The sequence below is a fragment of the Alphaproteobacteria bacterium genome, assembly GCA_015231795.1.
Lineage (GTDB): Bacteria > Pseudomonadota > Alphaproteobacteria > Rhodospirillales > WMHbin7 > WMHbin7.
Window position 1 is genome coordinate 24,781 of sequence record JADGAX010000006.1, and the last position, 13,479, is coordinate 38,259.

The window sequence follows — 13,479 nt, forward strand, 5'->3', positions numbered from 1 at the left end:
ATCAGGCATCCTTATCGTGCGTTTTGGTCTTCTTGCCGGTTTCGGTGCGCCCTTCCGGATCATTGGGCGTTCCCACCACCAGCCGGTCGGGCAGGCGCAGGTCGATCATCAGCAAGTTCCGCTCAAGCAACTGGTGATCGCGCTCAAGGCGGGCCAGGCGCGACCAGGCGGCGGCGGTCTGGGCCTCGGGCAAGCGCACGTCGACGCCAGCGGCGATGTCGTCGAGCTTCACGTTCCAGCGGCGATTGCCGACGCGCACCGCCGCCTTCACGCGCCCGGCCAAATCAGGCTCCGCCGACAGGGCGGCGAACAAGGCGCTGGCGTGCTGGGGCGCATCGGGTCCGACGATCACCGGCAGATGCGCGAACTCGCCGGTCGCATCAGGGCCGATTTCAGCGCCATCGCGATCGACCAGCACGAAGCGGCCGCTTCTTTGCCATTGCGCCATCGGTTCGCGCTCGACCAAACGGATATGCACATGCCCCGGCAAACGCCGCTCGACCGTGGCCTGTTTGACCCAGGCCAGATTCTCGAGGCGCGCGCGCACCAAGGGCAGATCGGCGGTTAGGATGGGATCGCCTCGCTTAAGGCCAAGGGCGGCCAGAATGGCTTCGGGTTCCTGGCGCTTTCGGCCTTCGACCGTGATGTCGGCCACCACCAAACCAAGCCGGGATGCCGTATCGTTCAACGCCTTGTGCGCCATGTCGTTGGCGCGGCGGAAATGTCCTTGCTGGTCCAGCCACCACAGGCCGAATGCCGCCGAGCCGCTGCCAGCCAGGATCAGGGATACCAGCAAGACCGGCTTTAGCCAACGTCGCCTGGGCTGCTGACGGCGCGCATTCTGCGCGTCTTGTTTCTTCACGCGTCGCATGTCGCCTCCTTGACCATCCAATCGACCAGTTCGGCAAAGGAGATTCCGGCGGCCTGGGCGATTTCCGGCACCAAGGACAGGTTGGTCATGCCGGGCTGCGTATTGGTTTCCAGAATGATCAGTTCGCCCTTGGCTTCGTCATAACGGAAATCCGAACGCGACACGCCCCGGCATCCCAGGGCCTGATGGGCCAGAACGGCCAGTCGGCAAACTTCGTCATAGATCGCCTTGGAAACTGGGGCGGGTACAATGTGGTCGGCTTTGCCGTCGGTGTATTTGTTGGTGTAGTCGTAGAAACCCTGCTTGGGGCGGATCTCCAGACAACCCAAGGCGCGCTCGCCCATGACCGCCACCGTCAACTCGCGCCCCGGCACATAGCGTTCGACCATCACCGAGCCGCCATAAGGCCAGCTTGTCTCTTCGAACAGATTCATGTTGTCGCCGGGCTGGACGATGCGCACGCCGACGCTTGACCCTTCGTTCGAAGGCTTGATGACGTAAGGCCTGGGAATCGGATCGCCCTTGATCAGCATTTCGCGGCTCGCCATCACATCCTCGGCCACCGGAATCCCGGCTTGCGCGAAGACCTTCTTGGCCGACGGCTTGTCCATGGCCAGCGCCGAAGCCAGAAGGCCGGAATGGGTGTAGGGAATGTCCAGGATGTTCAAGATGCCCTGAATGCAGCCGTCCTCACCGAAGCGCCCGTGCAGGGCGTTGAACACCGCGTCGGGCCTGGGAAACAGCCGGGTCAGAAGCTGGGCGATGTCGCGTTGAACGTCGATGGCCGTCACCTGATAGCCAAGGCTCATGAGCGCCTTGACCACCGAAGCGCCGGAATTGAGCGACACTTCGCGCTCGGCCGACCATCCACCCATCAGAACCGCAATGCGCTTGCTCATGACGCTCTCCGTCCCAGGCGGCGGATTTCCCATTCAAGCTCGACGCCGCAGGCATCTTTCACGCGCCAGCGCACCTCTTCTCCCAGGTCCTCGATATCGGCCGCCGTGGCGTTGCCGATGTTGATCAGGAAATTGCAGTGCTTGACCGACACCATGGCCCCGCCTTGCTTCAAGCCGCGGCATCCCGCCTTGTCGATCAGCTCCCAGGCTTTCATGCCCGGTGGATTCTTGAAGGTGGAGCCGCCGGTGCGGGTCTTCAGCGGCTGCGCTTCATCGCGCGTCGAGCGGATTTCATTCATGCGCGCTTCGATCAAGTCGGGATTCCCCGGAATGCCGCGCAGAACGGCGCCGGTAAAAATCCAGTCCCTGGGCGCTGACGAATGGCGATAGCCGAAAGCCATGCCGTTGGCGTCCACAGCGTGGATGTTTCCCTTCAAGTCCACGGCTTCGGCTGAGAGAAAGACGTCCTTGATTTCGGCCCCATAGGCCCCTGCGTTCATGACGATGGCGCCGCCGATGGAGCCTGGAATGCCAACCAGAAATTCGAGGCCTGCGATGCCCGCCTGCTGGGCGGCGCGGGCCACGTTGGCGTCCAGCGCCGCAGCGCCGCAATGCACTTCCAACCCGATGGTGGCCGCGTTGCCGAAGGATTTGCCCAGGCGGATCACCACGCCTTCCAGGCCGCCGTCGCGGATCAACACGTTCGATCCGATGCCGATCACCGTGACGGGAACGTCCTTGGGAAGGCCCTTCAGAAGGGCCGCCAGATCGTCTCGATCCTCGGGCTTGAACAAGACCTCGGCCAAACCGCCGGTTCCAAACCAAGTCTGAGCGCCCAAGGGCGCATCGGCTTCCAAGCGCCCCCGCGTGGGAGGCAACCGATCAATCAATCTGTCTTGCTTGCGTGCGGCTGCGGCCATCAGGCCCCCCCCTTCTTTTCGCCCAGGCTTTCCAATTCGCCCGGCAACGCGTTGGCCCAAGCGGAAATGCTGCCCGCCCCCAGGCACACCACCATGTCGCCCGGCCTGGCCATGCCCTGCACCAGCCCCGCCAGTTCCTTCTGGCTGGGAAGCGCCACCACCTTGCGATGCCCATGCGACAACAAACCCGCCACCAGGGCGTCTTTGCCCATGCCTTCGATGGGGCTTTCGCCTGCCGCGTACACGTCGGCCACGATCACGCAATCGGCGTCGTTGAAGCAGGTGCAGAATTCCTCGAACAGATTGCTGAGCCTGGAATAGCGATGCGGCTGCACGACTGCGATCACGCTGCCGGTGGTGGCCGAACGCGCCGCCTTCAAGACGGCGGCGATCTCCACCGGATGATGGCCGTAATCGTCGATGACGGTGATGCCCAACGCCTCGCCGGTACGGGTAAAGCGGCGTTTGACGCCCGAGAAGCCGGCCAACGCCTTTTTGACCACTTCGTCTTCGAAACCCATTTCGGCGGCGATCGAGATGGCGGCCAGCGAATTTTGCACGTTATGTTCGCCGAACATGGGCAGGCGCACATCGGCGATCAGGCGCGAAGAGCCGCTCTGGCGGTCGGCGATCAGCACGTCGAACTTGGCCCCCGACGTTCCCAGACGCAGATTGATCGCCCGCACATCGGCCTGCGGCGTAAAGCCATAGGTAATGATGCGCCGGTCGGAAACCCTGGGAATCATCGCCTGCACTTCGGCGTGATCGATGCACAGGGCGGCGAAGCCATAGAAGGGAATGCTTTCGACGAAATGGGCGAAGCCTTCCTTCAGCCGCTCGAAATTTCCCCAATGATCGAGATGCTCGGGATCGATGTTGGTCACCACCGCGATGGTGGCGGGCAGTTTCAGGAAGGTGCCGTCCGACTCGTCGGCCTCGACGACCATCCATTCGCCGCTGCCCAGCCTGGCATTGGTGCCATAGGCGTTGATGATGCCGCCGTTGATAACCGTTGGATCGTAGCTGGCCGCGTCCAGCATGGCGGCCACCATCGAGGTGGTGGTCGTCTTGCCATGCGTGCCCGCCACCGCGATGGCCCATTTGAGCCGCATCAGCTCGCCCAGCATTTCGGCGCGCTTAACCACGGGGATCAGCCGCGCCCTGGCGGCCACCACTTCGGGATTGTCCGCCTTGACCGCCGACGAGATCACCACCACATGCGCGTCGCCCAGATGCAGCGCGTCATGACCGATATAGACCTTGACCCCCAATTCGCTTAGGCGGCGCACATTGGCGTTTTCCGCCACGTCGCTGCCCTGAACCGTATAGCCGAGATTGTGCAGAATCTCGGCGATGCCGCTCATGCCGATGCCGCCGATGCCCACGAAATGCAGCGTGCCGATGGAAAGGGGCAGCGTGCGCATCAGGTAACCTCCAGATGTTGGGGAACGAGTTCGAGAACCAGATCGGCCAATTTGCGGGCCGCATCGGGCTGACCGACCGCCTTGGCGCAGGCCGCCGAACGGACCAGCGTGGACGGGTTCGACAAAAGTTGCGACAAGCGCCCGGCCAGCGCCTCGGCAGACAGCGTATCCTCGCGCATCAACCAACCGCCGCCCGCCTCGTCCAATTCCTGGGCGTTCGCGGTCTGGTGATCATCGATGGCGTATCGATAGGGGATCAGTAGGGCGGGACGGCCAATGCAGGCGATTTCGGCCACGCTGGATGCGCCCGCCCTTGAAATCACCAGATGCGACGCGGCCAGACGGGCCGGGATGTCGGCAAAGAAACTTTCGCATTCGGCGTCGATTCCGGCGCGCATATAGGCGGCGCGGGAAAGGGCCAGCGATTCCGGCCTGCTCTGCTGGCTAACCTTCAAGCGGGCGCGAAGCGTTTCGGGCAAACGGGCCAGCGCATCGGGAACCATTTCGGAAAGCGCCTTGGCGCCTTGGCTTCCGCCCATGACGAGAATCGATATCCGCCCATTGTCGTCCATGGCGGGATAGGGCTTCTCGCTTTCGTTCAAGATGGCGGGGCGCACCGGCATGCCGGTGCATGCGATGCGCTTGTCCGACGAATCAATGAACTTCACATGGCGAAACGAGGTGGCGATGCGCCGAACCCTGGATGCCAGAACCCGATTGGCCCGGCCAAGCACGGCATTTTGTTCATGCAACATGGCGGGCACGCCCAACAGCAGCGCCGCCAGCATGGCGGGCAACGAAGCGTAGCCGCCGAACCCCACCACCACGGCAGGCTTCATGCGACGGATCAGTTGCAGGGCCTGGATCGTTCCCAGCCCCAGATCGACGACGGCTTTGATCTTGGAGGAGAGGCCGCGCCCGGCAATGCCGCCAGCCCTGATGCGAAAAGTTTCCACGCGCCCAAGAACGCCGCCATAGGCTTGGCCGCGCCGGTCGGTCGCCAAGGCCAAACGATAGCCGCACTGCATCAATTCCTCGGCCAGGGCCTCGGCGGGAAAGACATGGCCGCCGGTTCCTCCGGCGGTCAGCATGATCAGGGGGGCGGCGGCGGCTCTCACGACCATGCTCCGCCGCCGAAACGTTTGCGCGACAAAGCCAGCATCATGCCCATGCCGAAGGCCAGGGCCAGCATCGACGAGCCGCCATAGGAAATGAAGGGCAGCGTCATGCCCTTGGTCGGCATCAAGTGCAAAGTGGACGCCATATTGATGACCGCCTGAAGACCGAACTGCACCAGAAGACCGGACACTGCCAGCAGCACGAACAGACTGTCCTCACGATACATGCGGGCAAAGCCGCGCAGCACGATGAAGGCGAACATCACCACCACGAACAGGCACAGGAACAGGCCGAACTCTTCGCCCGCCACCGCCAGAATGAAGTCGGTATGCGCATCGGGCAGCACTTCCTTGATGCTGCCCTCGCCGGGGCCGCGCCCCAAAAGGCCGCCATTGCCGAAGGCCTGCAACGCCGTCGTCACCTGATAGCTGTCGCCCGATTGCGGATCGAGGAAGCGGGCAACCCGGCTTTGCACATGCGGAAACAGAAAATAGGCCCCCACGGCCCCGCCGCAACCCAACAGGCCAAACAGGGCCACCCAGATCATCGGCAGGCCCGCCAGAAAGAATTCTGCGAAGAAGACGACGCAGAGCACTAGCGTCATACCGACATCGGGTTGCAGCAGCAGCAATCCGGCCGTCAGGCCGAACAGGCCGATGGCGATCCAGTTGCCTGGCATTTCGGGCGACGTTTTCTGCGCCGCGAACAGCCAAGCGATGGTGACCGCAAAGGCGGGCTTCATGAATTCGGACGGCTGAATGGAAAGCCCGCCCAGATTGATCCAGCGCGTGGCGCCCTTGACTTCATGCCCCACCAGAAGGGCCAGCCCCATCAAAATCAGCGAGCCGAAGAAGCCGATCACGGCCAACCGGCGCACGGATTTGACGTCCAGCATCGAGACGCCCAGGATCACCACGATGGCGGGCAGCAGGAAGATGAACTGGCGGCGCACGAAATGGAAGCTATCGACATGAATGCGCACGGCGACCGATGGGCTGGCGGCCATGGTCAGGAACAGGCCGGTGCCGATCAGCACGAACAAGGCGGCCAAGGTCCAGCGATCGACCGTCCACCACCAGCGGCCTACGATGCTTTTGTCGGTGCGCCCGCCGAAGCTCATGCGTCGCCTCCAGCGTTTCCGGGAAGCGCATTCACCAATGCCCGAAACTGATCGCCGCGATCCTCGAAACTTTTGAACTGGTCCCAACTGGCGCAGGCGGGCGACAACAGAACGACCGCCCCCTCAATGCCCTCGCGCCTTGCCATGTCGTAGGCGGCCTCGGTCGCCCTGGCCAGATCGCCGCAATGCGTGTAGTCGGCCAAGCCTTCCAAGGAATGCGCAAAGGAAAGGGCGGCCTCGCCGATCAGGAAGGCGTGGCGCACGCGCCCGAAATGTTCGGACAAGGAATCGATGCCGCCTTCCTTGGCCTGACCGCCCAATATCCAATAGATCGCGTCATAGCAGACCAGCGCCTTTTCGGCGGCGTCGGCATTGGTGGCCTTGCTGTCGTTGACGAAACGCACGCCATCCTTGATGCCCACGAATTCCTGGCGATGGGCCAATCCCGGAAAGCTGCGGATCGCCTCGACCACCGCGCCCTGATCCAAACCCGATTCCGTGGCGGCGGCATAGGCGGCGGCGGCGTTCTGCCAATTATGGCGGCCGGGCAGCGTCCGCACGCTGTTCAAATCGATCACTGTTTCGTTCTGGCCCTTGCGGTCATCCACCAAAAGCCCATTCGCGGCGTGAACGCCGCCTTTCACCTTGGTCTCGGCCGAGATGGGCACCACGGAACGGGCCAGCGCCTTCAGTTCGGAACAGATGCGCCTGCCGTGATCGTCGTCGATGCCCACGATGGCGGTGGCGGGCGGCGCTTGATGGTCGAAGATGCGCCGCTTCGCGGCGATATAGCCATCCATTCCGCCATGGCGTCCCAGATGGTCGGGGGTCATGTTCAACAGTACGGCGACGCCGAAACCCGCCGACGGCACCAATTCCAACTGGTAAGAAGACAGTTCCAGCACATAGGTTCCCTGGCTGCTTAAAGGTTCCAGATCAAGCGCCGGAGTTCCCAGGTTGCCGCCAACCGCCACCTTGCGCCCGGCCTTCTTGAAGATATGCCCGATCAGCGAGGTCGTGGTCGATTTACCGTTGGTGCCGGTGATGGCGACGTAGGACGCTTCGCTCCTGGCACGCAGCAGCAAATCGATGTCGCACAGAATGGGCCTTCCGGCTTTTCTGGCCAGCTCGGCGATGGGGTGCGGCCTGGGCCAAGTGTGCGGAATGCCAGGACTCCAAACCACGATCTCGGGGCGCTTCCAGTCGCAAGACGTCAGATCGACCAGGGGAATGCCAGCTTTCCTAGCGCTTTCGCGCGTCTCTTCCTTGTCGTCCCAGGCCCAGACTTCGGCGCCCGAAGCCAGCAACGCCTTGGCCGCCGACAGGCCCGAACGCCCCAGCCCCATCACCGCCGCCACATGACCTTTCAGGAAAGGAAGATCGATCATCCGGCCTACCTCAGCTTCAGGGTTGAAAGGCCGATCAAGGCCAGGACGCCTGCGATGATCCAGAACCGGACGACGATGGTCGGCTCGGCCCAGCCCTTCTTTTCGAAGTGATGATGCAGGGGCGCCATGCGAAACACGCGCCTGCCGGTCAGCTTGAAGGACGCCACCTGCACGATTACCGACACGGTTTCCAGCACGAACAAGCCGCCCACGATGGCCAGCACGATTTCGTGATGCGTCACCACGCCGACGGCGCCCAAGGCGCCGCCCATGGCCAGCGATCCGGTATCGCCCATGAAGACCATGGCGGGCGGCGCGTTGAACCACAAGAATCCGATGCCCGCCCCCACCAGCGCGCCGCAGAACACCGACAATTCGCCCGAACCTGGGATGTTTTGGATTTGCAGGTAATTGGCGAACACCGCATGGCCGACCAGATAAGCAATCAAGGCGAACACGCTGGCGGCGATGATCACCGGCACGATGGCCAGACCGTCAAGCCCATCGGTCAGGTTCACGGCGTTCGAAGCCCCCACGATGACGAAGACGGCGAAGGGCAGATACAGCCAACCCAGGTCGATCGAGAAATTCTTGGTGAAGGGGATCATCAAGGCGTCGGTTAGTGGCTCGCGCGTCAGCGACATGATCCAGCTGACCGCCACGACGGCGATCACGACTTGGCAAACCAACTTCAGCTTGCCGGGCAGGCCCTTGCTGTTGCGCTTGGTCACTTTCAGGAAATCGTCCATGAAGCCGATCAGCCCATAGCCGATGGTGACCAACAGCACGGCCCAGACATAGCCGTTCTTGATATCCGCCCACAAAAGCGTTGAAACGGTCAGCGCCAGCAAGATCAGAATGCCGCCCATGGTGGGCGTGCCCTTCTTGGTCAGAATGTGCGATTCCGGTCCGTCGTCGCGGATGGGCTGGCCTTCCTTCTGCTTCCTGCGCAGCCAACGGATCATCGAGGGGCCGAACAAAAGGGCCACGATCAATCCGGTAATCACCGCGCCGCCGGTGCGGAAGGTGAGATACTTGAACAGATTGAGGACGGCCAATTCGTCCGAAAGAGGATAGAGGAGATTATATAGCACCGTCTTTCTCCTAATGACCGTTTGCGGCCTGCGCCTGAACGCCCTTGGGCCGCTCCAGCGCTTCAACCACGCGGCCCATGCGGCTGCCCGCCGAGCCTTTCACCATGACAATGTCGCCCGCCTGCACTTGCGCCGCCACCAAGGGGGCCAGTTCGACCGAGCTTGCGGCATGCCCCGCGCGCATCGATGGCGGCAATGCCTCGAACAAACCTTCCATCAGCGGACCCGCGGTATAGACGCGATCAATCCCGGCTTCTTCCAGAACCGTTTTCAGGCCGCGATGCAGGGCTGGACCTTGCGTGCCCAATTCCAACATGTCGCCCAGCACGACGATGCGCCGTCCCCTGCCCTGAAGCCGTATCTGGGCCAGCGTGACAATCGCCGCCTTCATCGAGGCGGGACTGGCGTTGTAGCTTTCATCGATCAATTCGAAGGTTCCACCCTGCGCCATCTCGATCTCGCGCCGAGCGCCACGGCCCTTGGGCGGCGTCATGGCTTGCAGGCTTTGCGCCCCCTTGGCCGTATCGGCGCCCACGGCGTGCAGCGCCGCCAACACGCCCATGCTGTTGACCGCCCAATGATGGCCGGGCACGCCGATGCGATAGGCCAGCGGCTTTTCGCCCGCCAAGGCCAGAACTTCCGTGGAAGCGCCGACGATCTCGCTGTGCAACAGCCTGAATTCGGATTCGATATGGCCGCCAAAGCTGATCACGCGCACGCCCTGCGCGCGCGCCCGTTTGGCCAGCAGCCCAAAGAAGGGATTGTCGCGGTTCAAGACGGCGATGCCACCTGGCGACATGCCCTTGAAGATTTCAGCCTTCGCCTCGGCAATGGCCGCCAGGGACGCGAAGAATTCGATATGCACAGGCTCGACCGTGGTGACGACGGCGACATCCGGCTTGGCAAGTTCGGACAGCGGCGCGATTTCCCCGGCATGGTTCATGCCCATTTCAAGAATGGCGTAGGCGGCATCCTGGGGCATGCGCGAAAGGGTCAGCGGCAATCCGTAGTGATTGTTGAGATTTCCCTGGGTGGCGTGCACGGGTGCTTGGGCCGACAAGGCCAGGGCCAACATTTCCTTGGTCCCCGTCTTGCCGACGCTGCCGGTAACGGCGATGCGCTTGGCCCGGCTTCTGGAAACGGCAAAACTGGCAAGGTCGCGCAGGGCCTGGAACGTGTCGCCAACCACGATTTGAGGCAGGCTGATGCCGGGAATCGGATGATCGGTCAGGATGGCGGCGGCACCTTTCGCCTCGGCCTGGCTTGCAAATTCGTGTCCGTCCATCTTCTCGCCCCGCAGGGCGATGAACAGATCGCCTTCGTTCAGGCTGCGCGTGTCGATGGAAACGCCGCCAGCCACGATGCCCAACACTGCCTGAGCGCCGGTCGCCTTCGACAAATCCTCGGAGGTCCACAAACCGCGCATCACTTGCCCAACCTTTCAACGGCCCGTCTGGCTTCGGCCACATCGTCGAAAGCGATTTTTTGCGACCCCACGATTTGATGGGTTTCGTGGCCCTTGCCCGCGATCAATAGAACGTCGCCGCCTTTCAGGTCGGCCACCGCAGAAGCGATCGCCTCGCCACGGTCGCCAATTTCCACGCCCTTCGGGCAGGCTGACAGAATCGCCTTGCGGATCAGCGCGGGATTTTCACTGCGCGGATTGTCGTCGGTCACATAGGCGCGGTCGGCAAGATTGGCGGCGATCTCGCCCATCAGGGCGCGCTTGCCGGAATCGCGGTCGCCGCCGCAACCGAAGACGACGGCCAACTGGCCCCTGGCATGCGGACGCAGATTGACCAGCGCCGTCGAAAGCGCATCGGGCGTGTGGGCGTAATCGACATAGATGGCGGCATCCTGGGCCGTGACGGCCGCCAGTTGCATGCGCCCCGGCACGGACTCGACGGTCTCCAAGGCTTCCAGCGCGTGATCGGCCAGAAGCCCCGTCGCCACCGCAAGCCCCAAAGCGGCCAAGGCGTTCATGGCCTGGAAGCCGCCCGCCACCGGCAACAGAATCATATGGCGGCTGCCCAGCACATCCAGGGACAGGCGCAGTCCCTCGCCCTGCGCATCGACCGAATTCAACTTCAGCACGGTCGCTTGACGTCCATAATCGATCACATGCAAACGGCGTTGATGCGCTATCGATCTCAAGGCTTCAAATTCTGGAATGTCGGCGTTCAGCACGGCGACGCCGCCCTCTGTCAGCAACTCGGAGAACAGACGCGACTTGGCCGCCAGATAGTCGGCCATGTCCTTGTGATAATCCAGATGATCGCGGGAAAGATTGGTGAAGGCGGCGGCGCGAAGACGCACGCCGTCCAGCCGGAATTGATCCAGCCCGTGGCTGGAAGCCTCCATCGCCAGATGGGTAATCCCTTCGCCAACCAATTGCGCCAGAATGGCGTGCAGCGCCACCGGATCGGGCGTGGTTAGGCTTTCGCCGCCCGCATGACCGGGGCCGACCAGCCCCAGCGTGCCCAGGCTGGCCGCCTTAAGATGGCGGTTCGTCCAGATATGGCGCAGGAAAGTCACGGTCGAGGTTTTGCCGTTGGTGCCGGTGACGGCGGCCACGTTTTCCGGCTGGGCGCCATAAAAGCGCGCCGCCAGACGGGCCAGCGCCTGCCTGGGTTCGGGGTGAATCAGCAAGCTCGCCTTGGCGCCGGAGGGAAGCGACGTGCCCGGCGGGGCAAGAATGGCCGAAGCCCCCTGGGCCAAGGCCTGGGGAATGAATGAGCGCCCATCGACATGCAAGCCCGGCAGGGCTGCAAACAGAAAGCCGGGTCCGGCCAGCCTTGAATCGGCCGTCAATCCGGTCACGTTCTGGTCAGGCATCCCCTGCACGTCTTCAAATCCCCCCTGATGAATCATCTCAGTTAGATGCAACCTTGCGCACTCCCGTGCCCCACGATGCCTGCCTGCCCGGCTGCTCGCTTCCCACCGGCTCGAAACTGGGAGCGACGCCCAGCAGCGGGCCGATCCTGGCCACAACGCGACTGACCACGGGTGCCGCCACCCAGCCGCCGGTGGCGAAGCCGAACGTTTCCTTGGTTCCCTTGGGTTCGTCGATCATGGCCAGAACGACATAGCGCGGATTGTTGATCGGAAAGGCGCCGATGAAGGAGGACAACAGGGCCTTCTTGGCGTATCCGCCATGAACAGACAGCTTCTCGGCGGTTCCCGTCTTGCCGCCCACTTCATAGCCGTTGGTGCCCGCCTTCGATCCCGTGCCCGCTTCCACGACGGCGCGCATCAGCTTGCGCATGGATTCGGATGTCTTGGCCGAAATGACCCGCGAAGCCTCAACAGGCGCGCCCGGCTCGCGCCGGATCAGCGTGGGTGGTACATGCATGCCGCCATTGACCAGCGTGGCGACACCCATCGCCAGATGCACCGGCGTCACCGACAGGCCATGGCCGTAGGAAATGGTCATGGTGTTGATCTCGCGCCAAGTTTGCGGCACCTGCGGCGAGCCAACTTCCGGCAGTTCAAGACTGCTGGCGGGCTTCAGCATGCCGATGCGCGACAGAAAGGCCTTTTGGCCCGCCGTGCCCAGATCGAGCGCCATGCGCGCAGCGCCGATGTTCGACGAATGGATGATGATCTCCTCGATGGACAGGAACTTGTTCATCGGGTGGTAATCCTTGATCTCGAAGCGCGAGATCTTGATCGGCGCCCTGGCGTCGAAGGTGCTGCCCATGTTCGCCACACCGGCATCCAGCGAGGCTGCGGCCGTGAACAGCTTGAAAGTGCTGCCCATTTCATAGGTGCCCAGCGTGGCGCGATTGAACATCGCCTCGGGCAACTGGGTGGCGGGCAGATTGGGGTCGAAATCCGGCAATGACACCATGGCCAGCAATTCGCCGGTCTGGACATCCATCACCATGCCGGTGGCGCCGATGGCGCTCGACTTGGCGATGGCGGTCTGCAACTCGCTGCGCAGGCTTTCCTGCACGCGAAGATCGATCGACAGGCGCAAAGGCTCGGCTTCCTGGCGCAACGCGCCATCGAAGGTCTTCTCGACGCCAGCGATGCCCTTGTTGTCAAGATCGGCCAGCCCGACGACATGCGCCGCCAGCGGGCCTTGCGGGTAGACGCGCCGCTCGGAAGATTCGAAATCCAGCCCCGGCTGGCCCAGGCGGTTGATTTCGTAATGCTGCTTGGGCGTCAGGTTGCGCTTGACGTAAACGAAGGTCTTGTCCGACGAAAGTTTGGCGAACAGGTCGGCCTCGGACAATTCCGGCAGCACGCGATGAATGCCCGCCGCCGCCGCCCTGGCGTCGCGAATGTCCTTGGGATGGGCGAACAGCGAAACCGTGGGTAGGCTGGTGGCCAGGATTTGCCCATTGCGGTCCAGGATGTCGGCGCGTTCCATGCGCAATTCGGCAGGGCCTTGGGAAGCGGCCACCGGGCGGACGCGGTTCTCGGGATCGATTACCGTAACATCGACCAGCCGCACGCCAATGACCGAAAAGGCGAAGACGAAAATCAATCCCCCCAGCAGCAGGCGGGTGCGCCCGGTCTCGATGGCGGTTTTGCTCTCGCCTTCCAGGTGGACCGGCCCCTCGCAAGCCCTGTCCCTGGATATGGGCAAGGGCCGACCGGTTTTTCCGGCGGCCCGTTCTCGCATCGACATCCATTTCA

At 63.0% G+C, this 13,479-nt stretch carries 11 protein-coding genes; all 11 read right to left on the minus strand.

The features are described 5' to 3' along the window. Window position 1 precedes the first annotated feature (1 nt). The 11 genes from HQL44_12820 to HQL44_12870 are packed head-to-tail and all read right to left on the minus strand — an operon-like array spanning window position 2 to window position 13,465. Window positions 2–871: an FtsQ-type POTRA domain-containing protein gene (locus tag HQL44_12820; GenBank protein ID MBF0269463.1), complete on the minus strand. Its 870-nt coding sequence runs from the start codon at window positions 869–871 to the stop codon at window positions 2–4. Then, entirely contained in the window at window positions 859–1,770 is a 912-nt protein-coding gene (locus HQL44_12825) for a D-alanine--D-alanine ligase (protein ID MBF0269464.1), read from the minus strand. Before HQL44_12825 ends, HQL44_12820 begins: the two co-directional genes overlap by 13 nt. Beyond that, complete coding sequence (murB, locus tag HQL44_12830; protein MBF0269465.1) at window positions 1,767–2,690, minus strand: UDP-N-acetylmuramate dehydrogenase; 924 nt, start codon at window positions 2,688–2,690, stop codon at window positions 1,767–1,769. The genes HQL44_12825 and murB overlap by 4 nt, the downstream gene beginning before the upstream one ends. Further along, window positions 2,690–4,114, minus strand: coding sequence for a UDP-N-acetylmuramate--L-alanine ligase (locus HQL44_12835; protein ID MBF0269466.1), 1,425 nt, complete (start codon window positions 4,112–4,114; stop codon window positions 2,690–2,692). The genes murB and HQL44_12835 overlap by 1 nt, the downstream gene beginning before the upstream one ends. Next, entirely contained in the window at window positions 4,114–5,238 is a 1,125-nt protein-coding gene (gene murG / locus HQL44_12840) for an undecaprenyldiphospho-muramoylpentapeptide beta-N-acetylglucosaminyltransferase (GenBank protein ID MBF0269467.1), read from the minus strand. Before murG ends, HQL44_12835 begins: the two co-directional genes overlap by 1 nt. Beyond that, window positions 5,229–6,353, minus strand: a complete 1,125-nt coding sequence (ftsW, locus tag HQL44_12845) for a putative lipid II flippase FtsW (protein MBF0269468.1) — start codon at window positions 6,351–6,353, stop codon at window positions 5,229–5,231. Before ftsW ends, murG begins: the two co-directional genes overlap by 10 nt. Next, window positions 6,350–7,741, minus strand: coding sequence for a UDP-N-acetylmuramoyl-L-alanine--D-glutamate ligase (locus HQL44_12850; GenBank protein MBF0269469.1), 1,392 nt, complete (start codon window positions 7,739–7,741; stop codon window positions 6,350–6,352). The genes ftsW and HQL44_12850 overlap by 4 nt, the downstream gene beginning before the upstream one ends. A gap of 5 nt (window positions 7,742–7,746) precedes the next feature. After that, entirely contained in the window at window positions 7,747–8,835 is a 1,089-nt protein-coding gene (locus tag HQL44_12855; GenBank protein MBF0269470.1) for a phospho-N-acetylmuramoyl-pentapeptide-transferase, read from the minus strand. A gap of 10 nt (window positions 8,836–8,845) precedes the next feature. After that, window positions 8,846–10,264: a UDP-N-acetylmuramoyl-tripeptide--D-alanyl-D-alanine ligase gene (murF, locus tag HQL44_12860; protein MBF0269471.1), complete on the minus strand. Its 1,419-nt coding sequence runs from the start codon at window positions 10,262–10,264 to the stop codon at window positions 8,846–8,848. Then, complete coding sequence (locus HQL44_12865) at window positions 10,261–11,706, minus strand: UDP-N-acetylmuramoyl-L-alanyl-D-glutamate--2,6-diaminopimelate ligase (GenBank protein MBF0269472.1); 1,446 nt, start codon at window positions 11,704–11,706, stop codon at window positions 10,261–10,263. Before HQL44_12865 ends, murF begins: the two co-directional genes overlap by 4 nt. Window position 11,707: 1 nt before the next feature. Continuing rightward, entirely contained in the window at window positions 11,708–13,465 is a 1,758-nt protein-coding gene (locus HQL44_12870) for a penicillin-binding protein 2 (GenBank protein ID MBF0269473.1), read from the minus strand. Window positions 13,466–13,479 lie beyond the last annotated feature (14 nt).

What these genes read in the sequence shown, in the direction of transcription:
- HQL44_12820 (MBF0269463.1), bottom strand. Translation starts at nt 871, where the DNA reads ATGCGACGCGTGAAGAAACAAGACGCGCAGAATGCGCGCCGTCAGCAG.
- HQL44_12825 (MBF0269464.1), bottom strand. Translation starts at nt 1,770, where the DNA reads ATGAGCAAGCGCATTGCGGTTCTGATGGGTGGATGGTCGGCCGAGCGC.
- murB (MBF0269465.1), bottom strand. Translation starts at nt 2,690, where the DNA reads ATGGCCGCAGCCGCACGCAAGCAAGACAGATTGATTGATCGGTTGCCT.
- HQL44_12835 (MBF0269466.1), bottom strand. Translation starts at nt 4,114, where the DNA reads ATGCGCACGCTGCCCCTTTCCATCGGCACGCTGCATTTCGTGGGCATC.
- murG (MBF0269467.1), bottom strand. Translation starts at nt 5,238, where the DNA reads ATGGTCGTGAGAGCCGCCGCCGCCCCCCTGATCATGCTGACCGCCGGA.
- ftsW (MBF0269468.1), bottom strand. Translation starts at nt 6,353, where the DNA reads ATGAGCTTCGGCGGGCGCACCGACAAAAGCATCGTAGGCCGCTGGTGG.
- HQL44_12850 (MBF0269469.1), bottom strand. Translation starts at nt 7,741, where the DNA reads ATGATCGATCTTCCTTTCCTGAAAGGTCATGTGGCGGCGGTGATGGGG.
- HQL44_12865 (MBF0269472.1), bottom strand. Translation starts at nt 11,706, where the DNA reads ATGATTCATCAGGGGGGATTTGAAGACGTGCAGGGGATGCCTGACCAG.
- HQL44_12870 (MBF0269473.1), bottom strand. Translation starts at nt 13,465, where the DNA reads ATGCGAGAACGGGCCGCCGGAAAAACCGGTCGGCCCTTGCCCATATCC.